Raw genomic sequence first — 25,342 nt, 5'->3', positions numbered from 1 at the left:
GTGTCCCGGGCCGTCACCTCGTGGGCGCCTCGCGTGCGGCGTGGCGCAGGCAGGAGAGAGCTACCACGAAGGGCCAGACCGACTGGAGTGTCGTGACCGCGCGTTCGGCCACACCGGCGACGCCGTGAAGATGCAGCTCGAGCAGGAACCATGCCGCGCCCACCGCCATCACCACGGTGGCTCCCAGGGAGGGTAAGGGCCGCAGGGCCCATGGGACGCTGTCGCCGGTTCGGATGGCCAGGACGGGCCATGCCGCCAGGACGGTGAACCCGACGACGGCGACCGAGCCGTGGCTCAGGGAGCCGCCGCTGCTCGGCGCCGGGACCAGGGCCACCACCAGGGCGGACACTCCCCCGGCCGCCAGTGCCACCCGGCCGGGGGGCGCGGCAGGGCGCAGCCCCCAGGCGGTGAGCAGGTGACAGGCGCCCAGGGCGATGAACGCGCCCGTCATCACCCAGTAGCCGGAGCCTCCGGGGGCCGCCAGGACGCTGATGGTCTGAGCGGCGGGGTCGTAGACGGGGCCTCGCAGTGCCGCCGCCACCATCCAGCCGATGATCAACACGGCAGGGGCGCACGCCGACGACAGCAGGACCCATTTCGGAACAGATCGCACCAGGACACCGTAAAACGGCCTACCCGCTCCTCTCGTCCCACTACCGCCGCTTCGGGCGGGTCCGTCCGAGGGTTTCGCGGCACGATGGACCCGTGCGCCGACGGCGCCTGTGGCGGTCCGGCGCTCTGCCCGCGGAAAGGTGATCGGTCATGGAGCTCACTCTGGTGGTGCTGATCATCATCGTGGGGCTGACGTTCGACTTCACCAACGGCTTCCACGACGCCGCGAACGCGATCGCCACCTCGATCTCCACCAGGGCCCTGACGCCGCGCGCGGCGCTGACCATGGCCGCGGTGATGAACTTCTTCGGCGCCTTCCTCGGGACCGAGGTCGCCCAGACCGTCGGCAGCGGCATCATCGCCGCGCCCGAGGACGACTCGGGTCTGCTGCTGGTCATGTGCGCGCTCCTCGGGGCCATCGGGTGGAACGTGTTCACCTGGTGGCGCGGGCTGCCGACCTCGTCCTCGCACGCGCTGATCGGCGGGCTGGTCGGTGCCGCGCTCGCCGCCTCGGCCACCGTGCACTGGTCCGGGATCGTGGACAAGGTCGTCCTGCCGATGCTGCTCTCCCCGCTGGTCGGCGTGGCTCTCGGCTATGTGCTGCACGTGGCCATCCTGTGGCTGTTCCGCCGTTCGACGCCCCGGCGGACCACGCGCCGGTTCCGTATGGCACAGACCGTCTCCGCCGCCGCGATGGGGCTGGGGCACGGGTTGCAGGACGCGCAGAAGACCATGGGGGTCATCGTGCTCGCGCTGGTCACGGCGGGCTGGCAGGACGACTTCTCGGTTCCGCTGTGGGTGATCGCCGCCGTGGCGGCGGCCATGGCCGCCGGCACCTACAGCGGCGGGCGTCGCATCATCACCACCCTCGGCAGGCGCATCGTGCACCTCGATCCGCCGCGCGGGTTCGCCGCCGAGACCGCTGCCGCGGCCGTCCTCTACACCACCGCGTTCCTGCTGAAGGCGCCGATCTCCACCACGCAGACGATCACCGCGGCCATCCTGGGTGCCGGTGCCACCCGGCGCGCCTCGGCCGTACGCTGGCAGGTGGCCCGCTCGATCGTCACCGCCTGGGTGCTCACGTTCTTCGGCGCCGGGATTCCCGCCGCCGCGATCTACCTCGTCCTGCACGCCGTCACCGGTCTGTGATCCCAGTCCGGAGGCCTCACATGATCGCCTTTCCGCCGAACCCGCCGAACCGGCAGTCCCCTGCCGGACCTCCGGACGGCCTTCCGGTACCTGGGCGTTTCGCGCATCTGCACCCCGACGACGGTGCCTGTCTGATGGAGGCCGCCGCCCTGCTGGCCGGTGGCCGGTTCACCGACAGTCCGGCCGGTACGCATCCGGCGCTCGCGGCTCTGGCCCGCGTGGTCAACGACAGCGTCGGTGACGCCACCCGGCAGGCCCTGTGGCCGCTGGCCGCCGAGCTCGCCGACGCCCGTCCCGCAGACCGGGCGTATGCGCCGCTGCTCGTCGGCACGGTCGTGGACGCGGCGCGCGTGCTGCGTCCCGCTTCCCGGCGTCTGGCGCGGCACGGCCGCGCGTGCCGTCGGCGGGGCGAGCGGCTGACTCACGTCCGTGCGGGCGGCCTGCCGGGGCGTATCGCCGATCTGCTGTGGTGGCGTGGCCCGGGGCGGCGGCGCCTCGAACACGCCCTCCGGGTGGTGTGCGCCGCGCCCGACACGGATCGGCGTCTTGCCCTGCTGCTGCGGAAGGCCGTGGCCGAAGCCCGGGGCGGCGTAGCCCGGGGCGGGCGGGTACCGACTGTGGAAGGTCGCTGCAACCGGTAGGCGCGCCGGCCCGTCCTACAGGGCACCATGATCCCTACAAGCTTCCCCGGCCCCTGGGCCGCGCCGGTTCGGCAGTTGCTCGACTTCGCCTGGACGCAGACCCGGGCGTGCGCCTTCGCCATCGCGCTGCTGTCCGGCGTGGCCGTGTCCGCCCTGCTGCCCGACCTCCCCGTGGCGCGCTACGACCTGCTGGTGGTCTACGGCGTGCTGCTCACGCTGGTGTTCTGGCTGCGCGGTTGGGAGAACGGGCGGGACGTCGCCGTCATCGCGGTCTGTCACGTCATCGGGCTGGCCTTCGAGCTGGTGAAGGTGTCGTTGGGCTCATGGAGCTATCCGGAGCCGGGCGTGCTGAAGTTCGCCGGTGTTCCGCTGTACGGCGGGTTTCTGTACGCGGCTGTCGGCAGCTACGTGTGCCGGGCCTGGAGCCTTTTCGATCTCGCGCTCGTGCGCTACCGCCCGCGGGCGACGGCGGTGGTGGCCGCGGCCGTCTACGTCAACTTCTTCAGTCATCACTGGCTGCCCGACGCGCGCTGGGTGCTGGCGGGACTGCTGCTGGCCGTCACCGCGGGGACGACGGTGTGTTTCACGGTGCGGGGTGTGCGCCGGCGGATGCCGCTCGCGCTGTCGTTCGTCCTGATCGGGTTCTTCCTGTGGGTGGCGGAGAATCTCGCCACCTTCGTCGGTGCCTGGCGCTACCCGTACCAGGAGCACGGCTGGGAGCCGGTGGGCGTGGAGAAGTTCGGTGCCTGGGCGTTGCTGATCAGCGTCACCTTCGTCCTGGCGGCGGTCGGGCGGCGCTCGGACCGTGAGGGGCAGCGACCGGTGCGGTGACGGGGCACGGAGAGTGCGAGTCGTCGCCGAGCCTTGTGCCACGTATCATCCTATGGAAATAAATTGGGTGATTTGCCTTCGAGGGTCGTCACCGACCGTGGCCATCCTCGCCGGAGTGATCAATGTCCCGCACCGGCACGACGGACGACGGCGACGAGCTGCTGACCAGGCTCGGAACCCTGACGGCCCAGGCGCGTGCGCAGGCCGAGATGCAGCGCTCGCGGGTCGAGCTGGCCATCGCGCTGCAGCGCGGCATGCTCCCGCGCGACCTGCCCGTCGCCGACCGGCTGCATCTCGCCGTGCGGTACGCGCCCGCGTACCAGGGGCTCAACGTGGGCGGCGACTGGTACGACGCCTTCACGCTGGGCGACGGCCGGATCGGTCTGTCCATCGGTGACGTCCAGGGCCACAACATCGAGGCGGCCGCCTTCATGGGGCAGGTGCGGGCCGGGCTGCGGGCCGTGGCCTCGGTCACCAGCGATCCGGGCGAGGTCCTGGCCCGGACCAACGATCTGCTGCTGTCCCTGGGCTCCGACCTGTTCGCCACCTGCACCTTCATGCGACTCGACCCGTGTGCCGGCGTGCTGGAGAGCGCGCGGGCCGGGCACCTGCCCTGCGTCTGGGCCACGGCCGACGGGAAGTCCGGTGTCACCGCGGACGAGGGCGGGCCGCCCCTGGGGATCCAGGCGGGGACGTCGTATCCGGTGACGCGGTACGAGCTGACCACGGGTGGCGTGTTCGTGCTGCTCACGGACGGTGTCGTGGAGGGGCCCTCGTTGCCGCTCGAGGAGGGCCTCGACCAGGTGATGCGGCTCGCGGGCATCGCGGCCGTGGCGGGCATGGACGTGGACGCGCTCGCGGCAGCCCTGATCAAGGGTGCCGAGCGAGTGGGGCACGACGACGACGCCGCCGTGCTGGTGGTCGGCCTCGACGGGCCGGGGGCTCAGCCATAGGGCCGCAGGGCCCGCGCTCTCACCTCGCCGTCGCGGCGGCCTCGGTGTCTCATGGCTGCTGTGGTGGGTAGCCGGGATCTGCGTACGCCGGTCGTCGTCGCTCTGCAGACGCTGGCCGTCGCCGCCTGCTACTACGTCTCGGGGCAGCTGGGCCTGCTGCGGGAACTGGTCGTCGACGGCTCGGTCGTCACCCCCATCTGGCCTCCCACCGGCGTCTCGGTCGCCTTCCTGCTGATCTTCGGGCTGCGCTGCTGGCCGGGGATCGCCCTGGGCGCCTTCCTCGTCATCCTGTCCCTCACCTCCCTGAGCCCCTCGGCGTTCGGCGTCCTGGCGGGCAACACGGTCGCACCCGTCGTGGGGTACCTACTGCTGCGCCGGGCCGGTTTCCGTACCGATCTGGCGCGCTTGCGGGACGGGCTCGCCCTGGTGTTCCTGGGCGCGTTCACCGCCATGCTGATCAGCTCGACCGTGGGCGCCGGTCTCCTGCTCGTCACGGGCAAGCCCGACTGGGCGAGCTTCTGGGCCGTGTGGCTGGCCTGGTGGGTGGGCGACGCGATGGGCGTGCTGATCGTCACCCCGGTGCTGCTCCTGCTGTCCCGTGTCCGCCCGCCGCTGCGACTGTCGCGCTGGAAGGAGGCCTCGGGTCTGGCGCTGATCATCTCCTGTGTCGTTCCGCTGGCCGCGTACGCCCCGGCCAATCTGCTCTTCCTCACCTATCCCCTGCTGATCTGGGCGGCTCTGCGCTTCCAGCTGGCCGGCAGCATGCTGTGCGCCCTCTTCGCGTCGATCATGGCCACGGTGGCGGCGACCGACGGGGCCGGGCCGTTCGAGCAGCTGACCCGGGTGGAGGTGATGATCAAGCTCCAGGCGTTCAACGGGGCGATGGCCCTGACGGCCCTGATCCTGTCGGCCGTGATCACCGAGCAGATCAACACCCGGCGTTCGGTGGAGCGCGCGTGCCAGGAACTGGTCGAGGTCCTGGAGCACCTCACCGCGGGCGAGTCGGCGGACGGCCGGGCCCCTCTGGAGGACGGCGGGCTCGGGCGGCAGGACGAGTGACCGTACGCCACGAACGGGCCCGCCGGGCGGTGATGGCCGAGGCCTACGGTTGACGCCATGACCGAGGTGGAGGTGCCGCAACTGCTGGTGTCGCCCGCGCACCGGCTGGCCGGGCGGACGGTGGACGGCCCCTCCCCCGGCCCGTCCACCGGAACGCGGCGGTGACCCTCATGGCCGCGGAGAACCTCCCGGCCGGCGCCGACCTCCGGCACACCCGCCGCAACGTCCTGCTCAAAGGTGCCGACATCGACTCCTGCGTCGGATCGACGATCGCCCTCGACTGCGGCACCGGGCCGGTGGTGTTCGCCGTGCACCGGCCGGCCCGGCCCTGTGCCTGGATGGACGTGACCATCGGCCCCGGCGCCCAGCGCGCCCTGCGCGGGCCGGGCGGTGCGCGGTGCACGCCGCTGAGCGACGGGGTGATCACGCTGGGCCCGGCGAGGTTCCGCGTCGTGGCCGGGCCCGACGACGCCGGGCCATGAGGCGTACCCCTGCACCCGGCGTGTGCTCAGCCGGCCGCCGGGGCCGTGCGGATGGCGGCGATGTCGAGTTGCAGACGCACCTTCTCGCTGACCATCGCGCCTCCCTCGGCCAGCCTGCTGTTGTACGTCAGGCCCCAGTCGGAGCGGTTGATGGTGGTGGTGCCGTCGAATCCGACCCTTTCGTATCCGAAGGGGTCGGTGACGTGTCCGATGTAGGTCATCTCCAGTACGACCGGCCGCGATATACCTTTGATGGTGAGGTCGCCCGACATGCGATAGAGGTCGGCGCCCGCCTGTTCCACCGCGGTGCTGGTGAAGCGCATACGCGGATAGGTCGCGGCATCGAGGAAGTCACGGCCGACCAGGTGGGCGTCGCGTTGTTCCACCCCGGTGTCGACGCTGGAGGTGAACAGTGTGAGGTCGGCCCGTGACCGGGCGGGGTTGCGCGCGTCGAAGTAGAGACGGCTTTCGTACTCCAGGAAACAACCGCGCACGGTGGTCACCATGGCATGCCGGACGGAGAAGCCGATCCTGCTGTGAGCGGGGTCGACGACCCATTCGCCGGTGAGGTTCACCAGGTCGGGGTCGGGCAGGACGGCGGTGGGGGAAGCCGGTGCGCCTGCGGGACGCTGTGGGGGGGCTGGCGGCGCCTGCCGGCGGGACGACACGACGCGGTTGAACAGGTTCATGATTCATCTAGGTACTTGAGTTTCGTTATTGCCGCAAGTCCCCTTCGCTTTTACGGCTGTTGCGGACGAGCGTCTGACCTTTTTACCGCCGCTTTGCACAGAATCCACACATGCCTGTCGCGATGTACCGACGAAATAACCATCCGGGGGTCCAGGGTTTTTTATTTCGGGCATATCGGCGATTCGGCCGGTGCGACCTCGATCGCGAGATCGTTGTCGACGGTGTAGTAGGGACGCGAGGACAATCCGCCCGCCGTGAGCGCCGGGTAGACGAAGACGTGTTTGCGGTCCGCCACGTCGTCGAGCAGCCGGCCGATCCTGATCGGCGGCGCATCGGCGGCGGGCCGGACGAAGGCGTCCCAGATCCGGCCCGGGCCCGCTGCGCCGCCCGTCAGGTCCTCGGGGCCGGTCGTGAAGGAGAAGCCTCTGCCGTCGCCGTCGATCCGGGGGCTGAGGTCGCGTACGGTGTCGCTGCCCCGCAGGCGCAGCCGTACGGTGGCGTCCTCGCGGAGCTCGGCGCCGTGCAGGCCGACGCGCAGGACGCGCTGCGGGGCCTGCCGCGCGACGTGCACGTTGAGGCCGGGGCGGGTGCCGATGACGACGTCGGTGTCGAGCGCCTCAAGGCACTCGCCGATCCGCTGGTCGGTCAGCTCGCTGTACTGGCGGTGGCGGTACTCGGCGGACGGGAACACCTTCGCCGGTCTCTGGTGCAGCGGATGGTCCGCCTCCTTGGGCAGGTCCACCAGCGCGCGCAGCCGCACCCGGAGGTCCCAGAGATCTTCAAGGTGGCGTAGACCACCTCAACCACCGGACAGTTGTTCGCCGTTATCACTCTGTGGCCCTGCAGGAGGGTGGTCACGGACCAGCCGGTTCCGGCGTGATCTCGGACATAAGTGGTCTGGGCCATACCGCTTTGCCGCCCGGATGTGGATAGCTTGATGTGTTTGCCCGCAGCGTCGCGTCATCGGGTGCACCGTCGTCATCGATCTCCGGGAGACCCATGCGCCCCCGAATAACCTCCGTTCCGCGCCTCACGTCCCTTCCGCCCCTGGCCCTGGCCGGCGGCGCGCTGGCCGTGGGTGTCGGCGGGCTGTATCTCGCCGGGCTGATGCTGACGGGCGGGGAGATCGACTCCGGCACGACGGTGCGCGGGGTGGAGATCGGCGGCCTCAGCCGTGCGGAGGCGGTGCGGAAGCTGGAGCGGCATCTGGGGGCGGCCGCGGCGCGGGAACTGTCCGTGAAGGTCGGTGACCGCACGGGCACGGTCGATCCACGGCGCGCCGGGCTCTCCTTCGACGTCCGGGAGACCGTCGACCGGGCGGCAGGCACCGGCGCCGACCCGGTCAGCGTGATCGGCGGGTTCTTCCGCTCGGGCGGTGACATCGAGCCGGTCGTACGCCTCGACGAGGACAAGGCCAGGGCCGCCCTCGGCCGGCTGGCGAAGGGGCTCGACCAGAAGGTCCGCGACGGTGCCGTCGCCTTCGACGACGGGCGGGTCGAGCAGGTCGCACCCCGCACGGGGTACGCGCTGGACGTGAACGGCGCGGTCGGCCCGCTGCGCTCCTCCTTCCTGCGCGGCGACACCCGCTCGGTCACGCCGCTGCCCGCCCGCGAGACCCGGCCGAAGGTCACGGCCGACGAGGTACGGCGGGCCGTGCGCGCGTTCGCCGGGCCGGCCATGTCGGCGCCCGTCACGCTCACCGCGGGCGGCAAGCGGTTCACGGTCGGGCAGGCGGTGCTGGGCGAGCACCTGGCGATGCGGCCGGACGACAGCGGAAGACTGAGACCGGAGCTGGACGCCAAGGCGCTGCGCGACGATCCCGCCGTGGCCGGTCCCCTGGAGGACGTCACCACCACCGCCGAGAACGCCAGGCTGCGGCCGGACGGCGACAAGGCCGTGGTCACCGAGGACGCCAGGTTGGGCCAGGAGGTCACCGACACGGCGCTGGGCAAGGCGGTGCTGCCGCTGCTCACCAAGTCGGGCGCGGAGCGCAGCGGCGAGGTGGCCGTGCACCGGATCCAGCCCGAGATCACCCGCGAGAACGCCGCGGAGCTGGGACTGACGGAGACGATGTCCTCCTTCACCGTCCACTTCGAACCGGCGGAGTACCGCACCAAGAACGTCGGCCGGGCCGTGGAACTCGTCGACGGCTCCCTCGTCAGGCCGGACGAGACGTGGAGCTTCAACCGGACCGTCGGCGAGCGCACCGAGGCCAACGGCTTCGTCGAGGGCATCATCATCCTCAACGACCAGTTCACGAAGGCGTCGGGCGGTGGCGTCTCGGCCGTGGCGACGACCGTGTACAACGCGCTGTTCTTCGCCGGGGTCAAGCCCGTGGAGCACGGCGCGCACTCCTTCTACATCGAGCGCTACCCGGAGGGCCGCGAGGCGACGGTGGCCTGGGGCAGCCTGGATCTGCGGTTCACCAACGACTCCGGCAAGGCGATCTACATCCAGGCCGAGTCCACGGACACGTCCGTGACGGTCTCCTTCCTCGGCACCAGGAAGTACGACGAGATCAAGTCGGTCAAGGGCCCGCGCACCGAGGTGAAGAAGCCCGAGAAGAAGGTGAGCGACGACAAGGAGTGCGTGCCGCAGACGCCGCTCGAAGGGTTCGACGTCACCGTGGAGCGGGTCTTCTACAACGACGGCCGGGAAGTGAAGCGGGAGCCGTTCCGCACGCACTACACGCCGCGCGACGAGATCGTCTGCGAGTGATCCACCCGCCGTTCGCCTTCCCCTGGAAGTCTCCTTTCCCGCCGGGGCGTTGACCCGCCCCGAGGGCGCCAGCACAATGAGCGGCCAGTGCTGAGAGCGCTCTCAAAGGAGTTTCATGACTGGCAGACAAGGCCCGGCGCTGAGCCGGCGTTCGCTCATCGGTGCCGGCCTCGGCATCAGCGCCGCGGGGATCGCCGCGGCAGGCTCCGGGCAGGCCCTGGCGGCCGGTTCGGACGCCGCCGGTTCGGACGGTGCCGGCCCGCTGTCGGCCCCGGCCCGGGGACATGCCTTTCTCGCCGCCGCCATGGATGCCTATCCCGGCCACGGCAGCATCCGCCTGGCCCAGAGCTACACCGACCAGGCGGGCCTGTTCAGCACCGCGTTCACGTACGACAACGCCCTGGCGATCCTGGCCCACCTCGCGGCGCGGAGGCCGCAGAGCCTGACCAGGGCGACGGCCTTGGGCGACGCCCTGCTCTACGCCCAGACGCACGACCCGGCGTACGACGACGGCAGGCTCCGGCAGGCCTACAACGTAGGGCCGTACACCTTCTACGACGGCTCTGTGCAGCCCGACGGCTTCGTACGGGCCGACGGCACCGCCAACGTCGGTACGCAGTTCGGCTTCACGGGCACGGCGGTGGGCGACATGGCCTGGGCGGGCATCGCGCTGAGCGCCCTCTCCCGCCGTACCGGGGCGCGTCGTTTCCTGGCCGGTGCCGTGCGGATCGGCGAGTGGATCGAGCGGACCGGCCGTACCGACGAGCCGCTCGGCGGCTACAAGTTCGGGGTCGACGGGGCGAACCAGAGACTGCCGTTCACCTCGACCGAGCACAACACCGACCTGGTGTGTCTCTTCGGCCGGCTCGCCCGGCTCACCGGTGACCGGGTGTGGCTGGAGCGACGCGGGCGGGCCGAGGCGTTCGTGAAGCGGATGTGGGAGCCGGCCGGAGGTTTCTTCTACACCGGCACCAATGACGGGGTGACCGTCAACAAGTCCCCGATTCCCGAGGACACCCAGACCTGGACCCATCTCGCGCTCGGCTCCCGCACGGGTGGGTACGCCCGTGCGCTGGACTGGGCCGCGGCGGAGCTTGCCGTCCGGGACCACGCGGGCCGCACGAACAGCACGGTGCCCCCCGGGCAGTCGTACGAGGGCGTCACCTTCAGTTCCGCGAGCCTCGTGGCGAACGAGGACGCGCCGATCGCGGAGGGGCAGCCCAAACCCGACCGCTACGGTGTGTGGTTCGAGGGGACGGCTCATCTCGCGCTCGCTGTGCGGGACCGTGGGAAGCGTGGTGACGAGGCGCGCGCCCGGCGGCTGATCGCGTCGATCGAGCAGGCCCAGGAGCTGCTGGGCGGCGGTCAGACCGTCGGCGGGAAGGCGCTGCCCGAGCGGGCCGGGGTGGTGTCCGCGAGCAGTCCGCTGGACACCGGGTTCGGCTTCGGCTACTACCCGTACCGGCACACGGGCGCGACGGCCTGGTACCTGATGGCGGCGGCGCGCTTCAATCCGCTGCGGGCGTGACGGGTAGGCCCGGCCCGCTGTGGCATACAGCGGGCCGGGGTCGAGCCTCAACCGACGCGGTGGACCGCCTGGTTGGTCAGTTCGTAGCGGGCGCCGACGATCGCCAGCGCGCCGGCGCTGATCCTGGCGGCGAGGTCGGGCTCCGCGGCCAGCCGGGAGCGGACGAGGCGGACGTTGGCGTCGACGGTGGCGTCGATCCGCGCGTCCCCGTCCACGGTGTGGTCGATGGCCGGGCTTATCTGGTCGGCCAGGTACTGGATGTGGGCGGGCAGGCGCCCGCCGGACCGCTCCGCCTCGACCGCGGCACGCACCGCGCCGCACGACTGGTGCCCGAGCACCACGACCAGCGGTATGCCCAGTTCCAGGACGCCGTAGGCAATGCTGCCGAGTACGGCCTCGTCCAGGACCTCGCCGGCGGTGCGTACGGTCATCAGGTCGCCCAGACCCTGGTCGAAGACCAGCTCCGGGGGCACACGTGAGTCGATGCAGCCGAGCACGACCGCGAAGGGGTGCTGCGCGGTGGTCAACGTCTGCCGGGTCGCGGGGGTTTCGTGCGGGTGGCGTTCGCGGAAGGCGCGCCAGCGGCGGTTGCCCGCGGCCAGTTCCGCGAGGGCTTCCTGCGGGGTGCTGGGCCGCGGCCCGGCGGCGGGGGCTTTCTCGGCGGCGGTGGCCGGGCGAGCGGCTGTGAGGCCGAGGGCTGCGGCCCCGGTCAGCGCGGTGCGCAGGAGCGTGCGGCGGACGGTGCCGCCTGTGGTCGGCCGTGGACCGGCGAAGGGGTGCGGTTCAGGGCCGACGCCTCTGTGAGCGGTGGCAGGTGAGTTCACGACCAGAACGTATGCCCGGATCCGGGCCCGGCCGCGGTTCTTGCCGTTTCATGGTGAGAGTTGGGTAAGTGATGCTCTTACCTTGAACAGCCCTTGACGATCTCTCAGAGAAAGCGCGGGACGCCCCGGGCCGGCCGGCCCGGGGCGTCCTGTCAGGCGGGTGTGATCAGACCAGGTCGAACCGGTCCAGGTTCATGACCTTGACCCACGCCGCGACGAAGTCGTTCACGAACTTCTCCTTCGCGTCATCGCTCGCGTAGACCTCGGCGAGCGCCCGCAGCTCGGAGTTCGAGCCGAAGACCAGGTCGGCGCGGCTGCCGGCCCACTTCACCTCGCCCGTGGCGGCGTCGCGGCCCTCGAACGTGGTCTGGTCCTCCGAGGTCGCCTTCCACGTCGTGCCCAGGTCGAGCAGGTTGACGAAGAAGTCGTTGGTCAGCGAACCGGGCGTCTTCGTGAGCGCGCCGAGCTGGGACTGCTGGTAGTTGGCGCCGAGGACGCGCAGGCCGCCGACCAGGACGGTCATCTCGGGGGCGCTCAGGGTGAGCAGGTTCGCCCTGTCGAGCAGCAGGTACTCGGCCGGCAGGCGGTTGCCCTTGCCGTGGTAGTTGCGGAACCCGTCGGCGGTCGGCTCGAGCGCCTCGAAGGACTCGACGTCGGTGTGCTCCTCCGTCGCGTCCACACGGCCCGCGGCGAAGGGAACCTCCACCTGGAAGCCGGCTTCCTTGGCGGCCTTCTCGACGGCGGCGGAGCCACCGAGGACGATCAGGTCGGCCAGGGAGACCTTCTTGGCACCGGAGCCGGAGTTGAACTCCTGCTGGATGCCTTCCAGGACCCGCAGGACCTGGGCCAGCTCGTCGGGCTCGTTGACCTCCCAGCCGCGCTGCGGCTCCAGGCGGATGCGGGCGCCGTTGGCACCGCCGCGCTTGTCGCTGCCGCGGAACGTGGACGCCGAGGCCCAGGCGGTGGACACCAGCTGCGAGACGGACAGACCCGACTCGAGGAGCTTGGTCTTCAGGGTCGCGATGTCCCCGGCGTCGATGGCCTCGCCCTCGGCCTCCGGCAGCGGGTCCTGCCACAGCAGGGTCTCCTCCGGGACCTCCGGGCCGAGGTACAGCGACTTCGGGCCCATGTCACGGTGGGTCAGCTTGAACCAGGCGCGGGCGAAGGCGTCCGCGAACTCCTGCGGGTTCTCGTAGAACCGGCGGGAGATCGGCTCGTAGATCGGGTCGAAGCGCAGCGCCAGGTCGGTGGTGAGCATCTTCGGGCGGTGCTTCTTCGAGGAGTCGTGGGCGTCCGGGACGATCTCCGGGGCGTCCTTCGCCACCCACTGGTTGGCGCCGGCCGGGCTCTGCTCCAGCTCGTACTCGAACTCGAAGAGGTTCTTGAAGAACCCGTTGCTCCACTGGGTCGGCGTCGAGGTCCAGGTGACCTCCAGACCGGAGGTGATGGCGTCCCCGCCCTTGCCCGTGCCGTACGTGCTCCGCCAGCCCAGGCCCTGCTCCTCCATGGAGGCGGCCTCGGGGTCGTCGCCCACGTGGTCGGCCGGGCCCGCGCCGTGGGTCTTGCCGAAGGTGTGGCCACCGGCGATCAGGGCGACGGTCTCCTCGTCGTTCATCGCCATGCGGCGGAACGTCTCACGGATGTCGCGGGCCGCGGCGATCGGGTCCGGGTTGCCGTTCGGGCCCTCCGGGTTGACGTAGATGAGACCCATCTGGACCGCGCCGAGCGGGTTCTCCAGCTCGCGGTCGCCGGTGTAGCGCTTGTCGTCGAGCCAGGTGGTCTCGGGGCCCCAGTAGACGTCCTCCTCGGGCTCCCAGACGTCCTCGCGGCCGCCGGCGAAGCCGAAGGTCTCGAAGCCCATCTGCTCCAGGGCGACGTTGCCGGTGAGGATCATGAGGTCGGCCCAGGAGATGCTCTGGCCGTACTTCTTCTTGACCGGCCACAGCAGACGGCGGGCCTTGTCGAGGTTGCCGTTGTCCGGCCAGCTGTTGAGCGGGGCGAAGCGCTGCTGGCCGGCGCCGGCGCCGCCGCGGCCGTCGCTGATGCGGTAGGTGCCCGCGCTGTGCCAGGCCATCCGGATCATCAGGGGGCCGTAGTGGCCGAAGTCGGCCGGCCACCAGTCCTGCGAGGTGGTCAGCACCTCGGCGATGTCCCGTTTCACGGCCTCAAGGTCGAGGGCCTGGAACGCCTCGGCGTAGTCGAACCCCTCACCGAGGGGGTTGGCCACCTCGGGGTTCTTGGCAAGGATCTTCAGGTTGAGGCGCTCCGGCCACCACTGACGGTTGCCGCCGCCCTGGGTCGGGTGCAGGGCGCGACCGTGCGCCACCGGACAGCCGCCGCTCGTCTCCTCCTGCTTCGGGTCGGTGACGATCGCGTCGTGGTTCTCAGTCATGGAAATCCTTCCGGACGGGGTGGATCACGGTGCTCGGGTGGATCACATCGCTCAGGAACTGCGGGCGGTGGAACAGGCGGGGCACAGGCCCCAGTAGATGACCTCGGCCTCGTCGACGGCGAAGCCGCGGTCGTCGGACGCGGTCAGGCAGGGGGCGTGGCCGACCGCGCAGTCGACGTCGGCGACGGTCCCGCAGGACCGGCACACGAGGTGGTGGTGGTTGTCGCCGACCCGTCCCTCGTAGAGGGCCGGGCTGCCGGGTGGTTCGAGGCGGCGTACGAGTCCGGCCGCGGTGAGTGCGTGGAGCCCCTCGTACACGGCTTGGACGGAGATGTGGCCGACGCGGCCGCGTACCTCGGAGGTGATCGCCTCGGCGCCGAGGTGATCACCGTCCCGCACGGCCTCGAGCAGTGCGACGCGGGCGGCCGTCACTCTCAGGCCGGCACCGCGCAGCTCCTCGGCGGTGGTCGGGTTCCGGGATGCGGTCATGGCGGACAACCTATCCGCACAAACACGAGCGGTTCAAGAAAACTAACGGTTCAATTTTGGTGTCGCGCGGGTGCGGCCTGGCGTGACGCGGGTGCGGCTTGATGTGGCACCCTTGTTGACACACTGTGAGCTCCGTCACAGCACCATGATCGCGCTTCGGTGCGGTGGCGGGATGGTGTCAGCCGTGGCCGTGTCGCGCCAGCACCGCACGTGCCGTTTCGGCCATGGCCTCGTCGACCATCCGGCCCTCGAAGGTGAGGGCGCCGACGCCGTCGCGCTGGGCCGACTCCACGGCTGCGACGAGGCGTGCGCAGCGGTCGAGCTCTTCGGGGGTGGGGGCGAAGACCTCGTTGATCACGGGGACGTGGCTCGGGTGGATGGCCATCATCCCCTCGTAGCCGAGGGCGCGGTTCTGCTCGGCGAAGGCGCGCAGGCCCGTCAGGTCGGTGATGTCCGTCCACAGTCCGGTCACCGGGCACGGCGCTCCGGCGGCCCGGACGTCGAGCAGGACGCGGGAACGGAGGGCCAGGGTCTCGGTGCCCTGCGGGCTCCAGCGGTAGCCCACGGCGCGTTCCACGTCGCCGCCGGGTGCGGTAAGGGCACCGGCGTGTGCGACACGGGGGGCCGCGGCGGCGATGTCGTAGGCGTCGTGCAGGGCGCGGGCCGACTCCAGCAGCGGGACGAGGATCGTCGTGCCGACGGGCAGGCCGTGTTCCTGCTCGCACCAGCCGATCAGACGGTCCGCGAGCCGTACGTCGGCGGCGGTGTGCACCTTGGGCAGGACCACCCCGGCCAGTCCGGGTCGTGCGACGGCACGCAGTTCCTCGGCGGCGGTCCAGTCGTCGAGCGGGTTGACGCGGACGAACAGGGCCATGCCGCCGGCCGGTTCCGCGGCGGCCTCCGCCAGGGCCTCGGCCACCCGGGCGCGGGCGAGCGGCTTGTCGGGGCCGGGAACCGCGTCCTCCAGATCGAGCACGGCGGCATCGGCCCCGGCCGCGCGCGCCTTGGGCAGCCAGTCGGTGCGGTGGCCGGGGACGAAGAGGAGGGAGCGGAGTGGGGACCGGGGCGGGGTTGTGGGGTGGGGCTCGTGGGTGGTGAGGCGGGGCTCGTGGGTGGTGGGTGTGCGGGCGGTGCCGGTGGTCGGCGGGCGCGCCTTGTCGGTGGCAGGTTTGCGGGCGGTGCCGCTGGTCGGCGGGCGCGCCTTGCCGGTGGTCGGCGTGCGGGTGGCGTCGGAGGCAGCCTGGCGCGCGTCGCCGGTGCCAGACCGGCGGGCAGGGTCGGTGGTCGGCGGGCGTGCATCGCCGGTGGCAGGCGCGCGGGCGCCGCCGGTCGCAACCGGACGCGTCTCGGCGACGGCAGGCGCACAGGCCTCGCCACTGCCAGGCACGCGGGCCATGCCGAGCGCAACCGGACACGCGTCGTCAGTGCCGGACGGGCGGGAGACGTCACTGGCAGCCAGGCCTGCCTCGCCGATAGCAGGCGCACAGGCCTCGCCGGTCGCAACCGGACGCGTCTCGGCGACGGCAGGCGCACAGGCCTCGCCACTGCCAGGCACGCGGGCCATGCCGAGCGCAACCGGACACGCGTCGTCAGTGCCGGACGGGCGGGAGACGTCACTGGCAGCCAGGCCTGCCTCGCCGATAGCAGGCGCACAGGCCTCGCCGGTCGCAACCGGACGCGTCTCGGCGACGGCAGGCGCACAGGCCTCGCCACTGCCAGGCACGCGGGCCATGCCGAGCGCAACCGGACACGCGTCGTCAGTGCCGGACGGGCGGGAGACGTCACTGGCAGCCAGGCCTGCCTCGCCGATAGCAGGCGCACAGGCCTCGCCGGTCGCAACCGGACGCGTCTCGGCGACGGCAGGCGCACAGGCCTCGCCACTGCCAGGCACGCGGGCCATGCCGAGCGCAGCCGGGCGCGCCTCGTCAGTGCCAGGCGCGTGGGCGGTGCCGATGCTCGGCGGGTGTCCCTCACAAGGGCCAGGCGCGCGGGCGCCGCCGGTCGCAACCGGACGTGGCTCGCCAATGCCAGGCGCGCGCGAGACGTCGCCGGCAACCGGGCCCGTCTCACCGCCAGCAGCCGCGCAGGCCTCGCCAGCGGCAGGCGCACGGGCGGCGCCGGTCACAACCGGACGCCCCTCACCAGCGGCAGGTGCGCAGGCGGAGTCGATGGCAACCGGGCGCGCCTGGCCGGCAGCAGGCGCGCAGGCCTCGCCGGCGGCAGCCGCGCGCCCCTCGCCAGCGCCAGGCGCCCACGCACCGTCAGCCGCAGCCGGGCGCGCCTCACCGGCGGCAGGAGTGCGGGCACCCCCGATCGCAGGCGTGCGGGCCTCGCCGGTCGCAGCCGCACGCACCTCACCAGCGCCAGGCGCGTGGGCGGCGTCGGTAGTGCGGAGGCGGGATTCAGACGACATCGTTCTTCTCCAACTCGGCCAGTTCCTGATCGCTCAGCCCGAGCCAGTTCCGGTACACGAGGTCGTTGTCCTGCCCCAGCGCGGGGCCCGTGCGCCAGATGCGGCCGGGGCGTTGCCGGAAGTGCGGGATGACCGCCTGCATGCGGACGTCGCCCAGGTCGGGGTCGTCCACGGTGACGATGTCGCCGCGCTCGGCGTAGACCGGGTCGGCGGCGATGTCGGCCGCGTCGAACACCCGGGAGGCCACCACCTCGGCGCGGGCGAAGGCCTCCAGGCACTCGGCGGCGGTGCGGTCGGCCACCCACGCCCGCAGGCCGTCGTCCAACTCCCCGCGCCGGGCGTGCTGTTGCTCGGACGTGGCGAACTCCTCCTCCGGCAGGCCCAGCAGCCGGGCCACGTTGCGCACCGAGCGCAGGGTCGCGGAGGTCACCGTGATCCACTGCTCGTCGCGGGAGCGGTAGGTGTTGATCACGGCGGCGGGCGCGACCGCCAGTTGGTTGCCGGAGCGCTGCGGCACGGTTCCCAGCTGGTCGTGGACGATGACCTGCCACTCCACGAGCCGGAACAGGGGCTCGAACAGGGCGAGGTCGATCCACTCGCCGTCGAAGCCCGGGTCGTGGTCGCGCCGGTGGAGGGCGGCGAGGACGGCGTAGGCGCCCATCAGGCCGGTCACGGCGTCACCGTGGGAGAAGCCGGTGTGGACGGGCGGCCCGTCGGGGGAACCGGTCAGGTGGACGACGCCGCTGCGGGCCTCGCCCATCTTGCCGAAGCCGGGGGCGTCGGCCTGGCTGGAGGTGGCACCGAAGCCGGAGATCTGGAGCAGGACGGCCTTGGGATTGATCCGGTGCACGGACTCCCAGTCGAGGCCCCAGCGGCGCAGGCGCCCGGCGCGCAGGGTGACGATGACGACGTCCGCCCAGGCGACGAGGCGGTGGGCGACCGCACGGCCCGCCTCGTGATGCAGGTCGAGCGTGACGGAGCGCTTGTTGCGGGCGGCCACCTTGAACCACAGGGGAACACCGTTGCGCCGGGGCCCCATCGCGCGGGCGGCGTCACCGGCGCCCGGGGGTTCGACGTGGACCACGTCCGCGCCCTGGTCGGCGAGCATCGAACCCGCGAGCGGGCCGGCCACCACATGAGCGAACTCGACCACTTTCAGCCCGCACAACTGCCCCTGCCCGGTGGCGTTCGGCATGTCCTTGTCCCGCACGGATGCGTCCCCTCGGCTCAGCTGGTCCGGTTCTTCAGACTGCCGAGGCGCAGAAATGCCTGTCCAGCAAAAGAACACCATCAATCCATGCGCCCAGTGCATGAATGGGGGTTCTCGACGACGGTTCAGGCCCAGGAGACTCCCGGCGGCAGGTCCCTGCCCTGGGCGCGGAAGTCCTCGAGCGTCTCCAGAAAGTGCTCGGTGACGCGCGGGAGGCTGCGGCGTGCGCGCAGGGCGATGTCGAGGCGCCGGTCGACCACGGGGTCGACGAGCGGCCGGAACACGAAGGGCCCGGTGCCCAGCAGGGGCAGCACCAGAGCGGGCAAGGCGCTCACGCCGAGGCCGGCGGCGACCAGTCCGCCCACCGTGGCGACACTGCCGGCCTCAGCCGCCGGCACGGCCTGCGCGTCGACCTGGCCGAACGCGGCGTCCGTCAGCCGCCGCACGCTCGAGTCGCGTCCGACGGCGAGGAACGGCTCACGGGCCAGGTCCGCCCAGCCGATTTCGTCGCGGGCGGCGAGCGGATGGTCCTCGCGCAGGACCGCGACGAAACGGTCGCGCACCAGCGGCCGGTGCTCCAGCCGCTCGGGCGGCACACCGACCGTCGTGATCGCGAAGTCCGCGTCGCCGGACAGAACCCGGTTCAGCACGGCCCGTTCGAGGCCGTCCAGCAGGCGTACGGCCACGCGCGGCCGGTCCCCGCGGAAGCCGGAGATGACCTGCGGAAGCAGCACCGCGGCGACGGAGGGCAGGGTCGCGACGGCGACCGTGCCGGACTCGCCGAGCAGGAAGCGGTCCAGTTCCTTCATCCCGGCCCGGTGGGCGCCGAGTATCTGTTCGGCGATCCGCAGCGCTTCCCTGCCGGCGGCGGTCAACTGCACGTTGCGCGTGTCGCGTTCGAGCAGTTGGGCGCCGACCTGCCGCTCCAGTTCGGCGACCGCCCGGCTGAGGGAGGACTGCGAGACGCCCAACTGGGCGGCCGCCGCGGTGAAACTCGTCGCCCGGGCGACGGCCGCGTACGCCGTCAGTTGACGCAGGGTGGCATCCATGGCCGGGAAGCGTACGTCAGAGCGAGCCGATTGATGCGTGGATCGCATGGACAGATGCCGGTTTGATGCTGGACATGGATCATCCGGCGCTCGGACACTCTCGGCTATCCCCGTACGCCCCGCTACGCCCCGCTCTCCCCGACGCGCCGGGGAGAGCGACCCGAGAAAGCGAGCGCCACCATGCCGGCAGCCCTGGGCTTCGCCACGATCGCCCTGTTCCTGTTGCTCACCATGACCAGACGCGTCTCGGTGCTGGTCGCGCTGGTGGTGCTTCCGGTGCTCGCGGCACTGGCGGGCGGGTTCGCGGGCGAGCTGGGCGGGATGGTGCTCGACGGGCTGTCGAAGGTGGCGCCGACCGGCATCATGATCGCCTTCGCCGTTCTGTACTTCAGCCTCATGGTGGACGCGGGTCTGTTCGATCCGCTGATCCGCGGTCTGCTGCGGCTGGCCAAGGGCGATCCACTGCGCGTCACGGTCGCCACCGCCGTCCTCACCCTGTGCGTGGCCCTGGACGGCGACGGGGCCTCCACGTTCCTCATCACCGTCTCCGCGCTGCTGCCCGTCTACCGCAAGCTGGGCATGAGTCCGCTGGTGCTGTCCGGGGTCGTCTGCCTGGGGGCGGGCGTGATGAACATGATTCCCTGGGGCGGGCCGACGGTGCGTGCCATGGCGGCGCTGAAGCTGGAGAGTTCGGACGTCTTCACGCCCGTGCTGCCCGCGATGGGGCTCGGGATCGCGTGGGTTCTGGTGGCGTCCTGGCTGATCGGCCGCAGGGAGCGGCGGCGTCTGGGCGCGCTCACCGGGCCGGGTGAGGAAGCCGCCGCCGGCGAGCCGGTTCCCGCAACGGCCCCGGCGCCCGGTGACGGGCCGGGTGCCGTCCGGGTCGCGGCGTCCGTGCCGCTCTGGCTGACGGTCTTCAACCTGCTGCTGACCGTCGTGCTCCTCGTGGCTCTGATCCTGGAGGTCATGCCGCTGCCGGTGCTGTTCGTCCTCGGGTTCGCGGTGGCCCTCCTGGTCAACCACCCCACGTGGGAACAGCAGCAGGCGCTGCTCGACCGGCACGCGAAGAACGTCGTCCTCGTGACCACGATGATCTTCGCGGCCGGTGTGTTCACCGGGGTCCTCACCGGGACCGGGATGATCGACGACATGGCCGGGGCGCTCGTGTCCGTGATACCGGACTCCCTCGGCGGCCATCTGCCGGTCCTCGTGGCCGTCACGGGCATGCCGCTGAGTCTGGTCTTCACCCCGGACGCCTACTACTTCGGTGTCCTGCCCGTCCTCGCCCAGACGGCCCACGGCTTCGGCACCGACCCGGCCGAGGTCGCCCGGGCCGCCGTCCTCGGCCAGATGACGACGGGTTTCCCGCTCAGCCCGCTCACCGCCGCCACGTTCATCCTGGTCGGCATGAGCGGCGTCCAGCTCGGCGAGCACCAGCGCTTCATCTTCCGCTGGGCCTTCGCCACCACGCTCGTGATGACCGCCGGTGCCGTCCTGACCGGCGCCCTCTCCCTGTGACGGAGGATCGGCATGCCCGCCCGCCCCCCGCGGTTCGTCCCGCTGCTGCTCGCCGTGTCGCTCGCGACCTCCGCCCTGCCCGGGTCCACCGCCCGTGCGGACCGGGGCAGCGGTCTGCCGTCCTTCGTCGGTTCCGTCACCTCGCGCACGTACGACGGCCGCGACGACGACCTGCTCACCGCCGGGCTCGGTTTCCCGGGGCTGCGCCGTGCCACTCCCCCGGCCGTGGCCGACCCCGCCCGTCGCACGCCGGCCGAGCTGCGGCGGTGGGCCGTGTGGGCCGCGGCGGGGCTCTCCGGGAGCGACGCGGGCGGGCTGGGACGGCTGTACGGGCCGAACATCGGCACCGACGGCAGACCGGTTCCCGGTGCCGGGAAGGTCGCGGGCACGGAGTACACCGCCACCGTCGCCACGGGCGCGCGGAGCGTCGGTTTCGTCGTCCAGGTTCCCGCGGATTTCGACCGCGCACGGCCCTGTGTCGTGGCCGCGTCGGCGACCGGTCTGGCGAACGTGTACAACGGCGTCGGCGGCGCGGGAGCCTGGGGACTGCACCACCGCTTCGCGGTCGCCCTCACCGACAAGGGCATGGGCCCGGCCTTCCACGACCTGCACTCCGACACCGTCATGGCCACCGACGGCACGACCGGCCTCCGCACGCGGACCCGTTCCCGGGCGGCCTTCGACAGCGGGCTCGACGACAGCGCACGCCGCCGGTACGACGCGCGCCGGCCCTACCGGGTCGCCTTCAGGCAGGCGCACTCCCGGCAGAACCCCCAAGCCGGCTGGGGACGCGACGTACTGCGCTCGGTGGAACTCGCCCTCGCCCTGCTCAACCGCGACTGGCGGGAGGGCGCACCCGCCGCCGGGTACACGCCCGCGACCACGACGGTGATGGCGGCGGGCGTCTCCAACGGCGGTGGGCCGCCGTCGCCGCCGGCGAGGAGGACCGGCACGGCCTGATCGACGCGGTCGTGGCTTCGGAGCCGCAGCTGAACCTCGCCCCGCTGCGCGGCGTCACCGTCGAGCAGGGCGGGCAGCGGGTGCCGAACGCCGGGCTGCCGCTCGTCCGGTACGCGTCGCTGGCCTCGCTCCTCCAGCCGTGCGCGGTGCTCACCGAGCCCTCGGCGCCGGGCTACTCGTCCTTCGATCCGCGAACGGCACGGCGGCGCTGCTCTGACCTGGTGGGCGACGACCCCCGGCTGATCCTGCGGCGTGACGCCGAGCGCGCCGGAGTGCGCGGGCTGCCGACTCTGGCGCAGCAGGCGCTGGTCCGGGCCGGGTTCCAGGCGCGGTCCGCGTACTTGCAGGCCTCGCACTACGACCCGCAGACGCCCGTGTCGTACGAGATGAGCCTCGCCCGCGCCTCGGTCACCGACGCGCTGTGCGGCTACAGCTGGGCGGCGACCGGCGCCTCCGGCCGCCCCGCGCCCTACACCCGGGCCCAGCTCGCCGCCGCCTACGCCACCAGCGGCGGGCGGGCCCCCTCCCCCGGCACCCTCGTCGACGACGACTCGCTCGGCGGGCCGGTCGCCGACCGGCAGTCCGTCGGACCGGACGGCACACCCGACTACAACCTCGACGGTGAGCTGTGCGCCTACCGGCTCGCGTTCCCCGGCGAGGCCGCGACCCTTGAGGAACGGGCGTGGGCACGTCGGGTGGGCCGGGGCCTCGACGCGACCCGGCGCGACGGCGACCTGCACGGCAAACCCGCCCTGATCGTGCACGGCCGCGACGACACACGGGTCCCGGTCAACCACGCTTCCCGGCCCTACCTCGGGCTCAACTCCCGCGCAGAGCACGGCACAAGCGCGCTGTCCTACCTGGAGATCAGGCACGCCCACCACAGCGACAGCACCGCGCCCGGCTACGACAACCGCTACGTCCCGCTCGGCTTCTACTTCCAGCAGGCACTCGACCTGATGTGGGCCCGGCTCACCGAGGGCCGTCCGCTGCCGCCCAGCCAGGTCGTACGGACCGTGCCGCGCGGGGGCGAGCCCGGCCACGCGCCCGCTCTCACCCGGGCCAACGTGCCGCCCGTCCCGCTGTCGCCCGCGCCCGGGGACCGCATCCGCGTGCGGTCCGGAGCGGTCCAGGTGCCCGACTGACAACCCGCCCGCCCCACGAGAACCGGCCCGCCCATCGGTCGTCCGACGAACCCGCCCATCGATCGTCCGACGAGTTCGCCCATCGGTCGTCCGACGAACCCGCCTATCGATCGTCCGACGAGGTCAGGCGTTCGACCTGGGCGGCGGCCGTCGCGGCTTTGCGATCGGCTTCGCGGACGCGGCGATCGGTCGTGCGCGCCCGTTCCCGGGCCGACCGCTCGGCGAAGCGAGCCTGCTCGTGCTCCTCCCTGGTGCGGGCGAGTTCTTCGCTGAGCTCGCCGACGCGCCGCTGGAGGCGGTCCACCTGCCGTGTCGCCTCCTCCGCGGCCCGGCCGGCGGCCGCCGCCTCGTCCCTCAGCGCCCGCAGCTCACGGGCGGCGGCCTCGGCCTCCCGCCGTGCCTGGGCCAGCCGCCGCCGCTGTTGCTCGTCGGCCTTGCGGTACGGGCGGGAGGGGACCGTCGCGGCGGATGGGCGGCGCTGCGTCCCGGCGCTCTCCGTGACGGCGCTCTGCGCGACGGCCGGGAAGCCGACGGCGGCACTGAGCGGCTTGGTCAGCCGGCCGCTCGCCCATGCCTCGGCGGCCTCAGGGTCGGCCAGGACGGCGTGCAGGGTCGTCTCGACCTCGCGCTGCGCGCCTTCGCCGATCGGATGGCCGGCCTCGGCGGCGAGCTGCCGGACCTGAGCGGACAGGGCGCGGATGAGCGCGTGCTGCTGCCGGCTCAGTTCGCGCAGTTGTGTGCGGTCCAGGGCGCGGTGGGCGTGCCGTAGGCCTTCGCCCAGACGCAGCAGGGGCTCGACATCGCCGGGCCGGCTGCGGACCAGGAGGTTGCTGGCCCAGGCGGCGAGGCTGGGTTTGCGCAACGCGCCGATCCGCTCGGCGAGTTCCCGGTCGCCGGCGGTGCGGGCGGCGGCCACGGCCGAGGAGCGGGCGGCGGTGAACTCCTCCGGCCGCAGGGCGTACAACTCGTCGGCCACAGCGTCGAAGTCCATGAGCGTCCCTTTCGCGTGGGGGCTCTGTTCCGAGTCGCGTGGAGCTCTGCTTCCGATCCTCCCAGGCGACGCTGTGAGGGGCTCCTGGAGCTGGGCTGTTCGGCGGCGGCAGAACGCTCCAGGGGCACCCCGTTCATGATCCAGAAATCGACGGTTTAACATATGAGCGCCGCCTAGCTCGAAAGATGGATCTGTGACTGTCAACGACGACTCGTTCACCAACTGGAAGAACCGCGAGGAGATCGCGGAGTCGATGATCCCGATCATCGGGAAGCTGCACCGGGAGCGGGACGTGACCGTCCTGCTGCACAGCCGCTCCCTGGTGAACAAGTCGGTGGTCAGCATCCTGAAGACCCACCGGTTCGCCCGGCAGATCGCCGGCGCGGAGCTCTCGGTCACCGAGACGCTGCCGTTCCTGAAGACCCTGGCCGAGCTGGACCTCGGGCCGTCCCAGATCGACATCGGCATGCTCGCCGCGACGTACCGCGAGGACGACCGCGGTCTGTCGGTCGCCGAGTTCACCGCCGAGGCCGTCGCCGGTGCCACCGGAGCCAACAAGATCGAGCGCCGCGAGGGGCGTGACGTCGTCCTGTACGGCTTCGGCCGCATCGGCCGGCTCGTGGCCCGGCTGCTGATCGAGAAGGCCGGTTCGGGCAACGGTCTGCGGCTGCGGGCCATCGTCGTGCGGGGCGGAGGCGAGCGGGCCGCCGAGGATATCGTCAAGCGCGCCTCGCTGCTGCGCCGCGACTCCATCCACGGCCAGTTCCAGGGCACGATCACCGTCGACGAGGCGAACAGCACGATCGTCGCCAACGGCAACGCGATCAAGGTCATCTACGCGAACGACCCGTCCGAGGTGGACTACACGGCGTACGGCATCAAGGACGCCATCCTCATCGACAACACCGGCAAGTGGCGCGACCGCGAGGGCCTGTCCACGCACCTGCGCCCGGGCATCGACAAGGTCGTGCTGACCGCGCCCGGCAAGGGCGACGTCCCGAACATCGTGCACGGCGTCAACCACGACACGATCAAGCCGGACGAGCAGATCCTGTCCTGCGCGTCCTGCACCACTAACGCCATAGTGCCGCCGCTGAAGGCGATGGACGACGAGTTCGGGGTCCAGCGCGGCCACGTGGAGACCGTCCACTCGTTCACCAACGACCAGAACCTGCTGGACAACTACCACAAGTCCGAGCGCCGGGGCCGCAGTGCGCCGCTCAACATGGTCATCACCGAGACGGGTGCCGCCTCCGCCGTCGCCAAGGCGCTGCCCGACCTCAAGGCGAAGATCACCGGCAGCTCCATCCGGGTCCCGGTGCCGGACGTGTCCATCGCGATCCTCAACCTGCAGCTCGCGCGGGAGACCACCCGTCAGGAGGTCCTCGACTACCTGCGCGAGGTGTCCCTGACCTCGCCGCTGAAGCGCCAGATCGACTTCATCAGCGCCCCCGACGCGGTCTCCAGCGACTTCATCGGCTCGCGCCACGCCTCGATCGTCGACGCCGGCGCCACCAAGGTCGAGGGCGACAACGCCATCCTCTACCTCTGGTACGACAACGAGTTCGGCTACTCCTGCCAGGTCATCCGTGTCGTGCAGCACGTGTCCGGGGTGGAGTACCCGACGTACCCGGCTCCGGCGGTCTGAGCCCTGGGGACGACGCGGGGCGTGTCCGGCTGCCACGCCC

At 71.9% G+C, this 25,342-nt stretch carries 19 protein-coding genes and 2 pseudogenes; 11 read left to right on the top strand and 10 right to left on the bottom strand.

Annotated elements, in window-relative coordinates:
* Positions 1–13: 13 nt before the first annotated feature.
* Entirely contained in the window at positions 14–613 is a 600-nt protein-coding gene (locus PV963_RS42495) for a DUF998 domain-containing protein (protein WP_274821766.1), read from the bottom strand.
* 149 nt (positions 614–762) lie between these two features.
* Between PV963_RS42495 and PV963_RS42490 the strand changes: the two genes are divergently transcribed.
* The 6 genes from PV963_RS42490 (at position 763) to PV963_RS42465 (ending at position 5,727) form a co-directional block, all read left to right on the top strand.
* Positions 763–1,761 carry an inorganic phosphate transporter gene (locus PV963_RS42490; protein WP_274821765.1) on the top strand — a complete coding sequence of 333 codons (999 nt, stop codon included), beginning with the start codon at positions 763–765 and terminating at the stop codon, positions 1,759–1,761.
* A gap of 20 nt (positions 1,762–1,781) precedes the next feature.
* Entirely contained in the window at positions 1,782–2,402 is a 621-nt protein-coding gene (locus tag PV963_RS42485) for a hypothetical protein (protein ID WP_274821764.1), read from the top strand.
* A 27-nt stretch (positions 2,403–2,429) separates the two neighbouring features.
* On the top strand, positions 2,430–3,233 hold the full coding sequence (locus PV963_RS42480; RefSeq protein WP_274821763.1) for a DUF817 domain-containing protein: 804 nt from the start codon (positions 2,430–2,432) through the stop codon (positions 3,231–3,233).
* A 122-nt stretch (positions 3,234–3,355) separates the two neighbouring features.
* Entirely contained in the window at positions 3,356–4,186 is an 831-nt protein-coding gene (locus PV963_RS42475) for a PP2C family protein-serine/threonine phosphatase (RefSeq protein WP_274821762.1), read from the top strand.
* 51 nt (positions 4,187–4,237) lie between these two features.
* Positions 4,238–5,245, top strand: coding sequence for an MASE1 domain-containing protein (locus PV963_RS42470; RefSeq protein ID WP_274821761.1), 1,008 nt, complete (start codon positions 4,238–4,240; stop codon positions 5,243–5,245).
* 170 nt (positions 5,246–5,415) lie between these two features.
* Positions 5,416–5,727, top strand: a complete 312-nt coding sequence (locus tag PV963_RS42465; protein ID WP_274821760.1) for a molybdenum cofactor biosysynthesis protein — start codon at positions 5,416–5,418, stop codon at positions 5,725–5,727.
* Positions 5,728–5,753: 26 nt separating this feature from the next.
* On the opposite strand, the gene PV963_RS42460 is transcribed toward PV963_RS42465, so the two are convergent.
* Together PV963_RS42460 and PV963_RS42455 are read right to left on the bottom strand one after the other, a co-directional pair.
* Complete coding sequence (locus PV963_RS42460) at positions 5,754–6,416, bottom strand: YceI family protein (protein ID WP_274821759.1); 663 nt, start codon at positions 6,414–6,416, stop codon at positions 5,754–5,756.
* Positions 6,417–6,943: 527 nt separating this feature from the next.
* Positions 6,944–7,186, bottom strand: a pseudogene (locus PV963_RS42455) (glycosyltransferase family 4 protein); the annotation flags it as partial.
* A gap of 230 nt (positions 7,187–7,416) precedes the next feature.
* Between PV963_RS42455 and PV963_RS42450 the strand changes: the two are divergent.
* Positions 7,417–9,135 (top strand): VanW family protein, encoded by a 1,719-nt coding sequence (locus tag PV963_RS42450; protein WP_274821758.1) that lies wholly within the window; start codon positions 7,417–7,419, stop codon positions 9,133–9,135.
* Positions 9,136–9,250: 115 nt separating this feature from the next.
* Positions 9,251–10,663, top strand: coding sequence for a Tat pathway signal sequence domain protein (locus PV963_RS42445; protein ID WP_274821757.1), 1,413 nt, complete (start codon positions 9,251–9,253; stop codon positions 10,661–10,663).
* Between the two features lie 47 nt (positions 10,664–10,710).
* On the opposite strand, the gene PV963_RS42440 is transcribed toward PV963_RS42445, so the two are convergent.
* The 6 genes from PV963_RS42440 to PV963_RS42415 form a co-directional block, all read right to left on the bottom strand.
* The gene (locus PV963_RS42440) at positions 10,711–11,487 is read right to left on the bottom strand and encodes a carbonic anhydrase (RefSeq protein ID WP_425540997.1); all 777 of its coding nucleotides are present in this window, start codon (positions 11,485–11,487) and stop codon (positions 10,711–10,713) included.
* 166 nt (positions 11,488–11,653) lie between these two features.
* Complete coding sequence (gene katG / locus PV963_RS42435) at positions 11,654–13,879, bottom strand: catalase/peroxidase HPI (protein ID WP_274821756.1); 2,226 nt, start codon at positions 13,877–13,879, stop codon at positions 11,654–11,656.
* A gap of 51 nt (positions 13,880–13,930) precedes the next feature.
* Positions 13,931–14,368 (bottom strand): Fur family transcriptional regulator, encoded by a 438-nt coding sequence (locus PV963_RS42430; protein ID WP_274821755.1) that lies wholly within the window; start codon positions 14,366–14,368, stop codon positions 13,931–13,933.
* Between the two features lie 178 nt (positions 14,369–14,546).
* Entirely contained in the window at positions 14,547–15,764 is a 1,218-nt protein-coding gene (locus PV963_RS42425; RefSeq protein WP_274821754.1) for an HpcH/HpaI aldolase/citrate lyase family protein, read from the bottom strand.
* Between the two features lie 1,006 nt (positions 15,765–16,770).
* Positions 16,771–17,976, bottom strand: coding sequence for a CaiB/BaiF CoA transferase family protein (locus PV963_RS42420; RefSeq protein ID WP_425541053.1), 1,206 nt, complete (start codon positions 17,974–17,976; stop codon positions 16,771–16,773).
* Between the two features lie 140 nt (positions 17,977–18,116).
* Entirely contained in the window at positions 18,117–19,040 is a 924-nt protein-coding gene (locus PV963_RS42415; RefSeq protein WP_274821752.1) for a LysR family transcriptional regulator, read from the bottom strand.
* Between the two features lie 180 nt (positions 19,041–19,220).
* Between PV963_RS42415 and PV963_RS42410 the strand changes: the two genes are divergently transcribed.
* Both PV963_RS42410 and PV963_RS42405 read left to right on the top strand, forming a co-directional pair.
* Positions 19,221–20,558 (top strand): CitMHS family transporter, encoded by a 1,338-nt coding sequence (locus tag PV963_RS42410; RefSeq protein WP_274821751.1) that lies wholly within the window; start codon positions 19,221–19,223, stop codon positions 20,556–20,558.
* A 12-nt stretch (positions 20,559–20,570) separates the two neighbouring features.
* A pseudogene (locus PV963_RS42405) lies at positions 20,571–22,663 on the top strand (3-hydroxybutyrate oligomer hydrolase family protein).
* A gap of 103 nt (positions 22,664–22,766) precedes the next feature.
* On the opposite strand, the gene PV963_RS42400 reads toward PV963_RS42405, so the two are convergent.
* Positions 22,767–23,654 carry a hypothetical protein gene (locus PV963_RS42400; protein WP_274821750.1) on the bottom strand — a complete coding sequence of 296 codons (888 nt, stop codon included), beginning with the start codon at positions 23,652–23,654 and terminating at the stop codon, positions 22,767–22,769.
* A 193-nt stretch (positions 23,655–23,847) separates the two neighbouring features.
* Here PV963_RS42400 and PV963_RS42395 point away from each other — a divergent pair, with 193 nt between their 5' ends.
* Entirely contained in the window at positions 23,848–25,302 is a 1,455-nt protein-coding gene (locus tag PV963_RS42395) for a glyceraldehyde-3-phosphate dehydrogenase (RefSeq protein ID WP_274821749.1), read from the top strand.
* Positions 25,303–25,342 lie beyond the last annotated feature (40 nt).

It is taken from the genome of Streptomyces coeruleorubidus (assembly GCF_028885415.1).
Classification (GTDB): domain Bacteria; phylum Actinomycetota; class Actinomycetes; order Streptomycetales; family Streptomycetaceae; genus Streptomyces; species Streptomyces coeruleorubidus_A.
This window is presented reverse-complemented; position numbering and strand designations above follow the sequence as displayed.

Excerpts from the sequence above, each read along its gene's own strand:
- PV963_RS42470 (WP_274821761.1), top strand. The coding sequence starts at position 4,238 with ATGGCTGCTGTGGTGGGTAGCCGGGATCTGCGTACGCCGGTCGTCGTC.
- PV963_RS42415 (WP_274821752.1), bottom strand. The coding sequence starts at position 19,040 with ATGGATGCCACCCTGCGTCAACTGACGGCGTACGCGGCCGTCGCCCGG.
- PV963_RS42475 (WP_274821762.1), top strand. The coding sequence starts at position 3,356 with ATGTCCCGCACCGGCACGACGGACGACGGCGACGAGCTGCTGACCAGG.
- PV963_RS42410 (WP_274821751.1), top strand. The coding sequence starts at position 19,221 with ATGCCGGCAGCCCTGGGCTTCGCCACGATCGCCCTGTTCCTGTTGCTC.
- PV963_RS42465 (WP_274821760.1), top strand. The coding sequence starts at position 5,416 with ATGGCCGCGGAGAACCTCCCGGCCGGCGCCGACCTCCGGCACACCCGC.
- PV963_RS42490 (WP_274821765.1), top strand. The coding sequence starts at position 763 with ATGGAGCTCACTCTGGTGGTGCTGATCATCATCGTGGGGCTGACGTTC.
- PV963_RS42400 (WP_274821750.1), bottom strand. The coding sequence starts at position 23,654 with ATGGACTTCGACGCTGTGGCCGACGAGTTGTACGCCCTGCGGCCGGAG.
- PV963_RS42430 (WP_274821755.1), bottom strand. The coding sequence starts at position 14,368 with ATGACCGCATCCCGGAACCCGACCACCGCCGAGGAGCTGCGCGGTGCC.
- PV963_RS42445 (WP_274821757.1), top strand. The coding sequence starts at position 9,251 with ATGACTGGCAGACAAGGCCCGGCGCTGAGCCGGCGTTCGCTCATCGGT.
- PV963_RS42450 (WP_274821758.1), top strand. The coding sequence starts at position 7,417 with ATGCGCCCCCGAATAACCTCCGTTCCGCGCCTCACGTCCCTTCCGCCC.
- PV963_RS42480 (WP_274821763.1), top strand. The coding sequence starts at position 2,430 with ATGATCCCTACAAGCTTCCCCGGCCCCTGGGCCGCGCCGGTTCGGCAG.
- PV963_RS42420 (WP_425541053.1), bottom strand. The coding sequence starts at position 17,976 with ATGCCGAACGCCACCGGGCAGGGGCAGTTGTGCGGGCTGAAAGTGGTC.
- katG (WP_274821756.1), bottom strand. The coding sequence starts at position 13,879 with ATGACTGAGAACCACGACGCGATCGTCACCGACCCGAAGCAGGAGGAG.
- PV963_RS42460 (WP_274821759.1), bottom strand. The coding sequence starts at position 6,416 with ATGAACCTGTTCAACCGCGTCGTGTCGTCCCGCCGGCAGGCGCCGCCA.
- PV963_RS42485 (WP_274821764.1), top strand. The coding sequence starts at position 1,782 with ATGATCGCCTTTCCGCCGAACCCGCCGAACCGGCAGTCCCCTGCCGGA.
- PV963_RS42425 (WP_274821754.1), bottom strand. The coding sequence starts at position 15,764 with ATGGCCCGCGTGCCTGGCAGTGGCGAGGCCTGTGCGCCTGCCGTCGCC.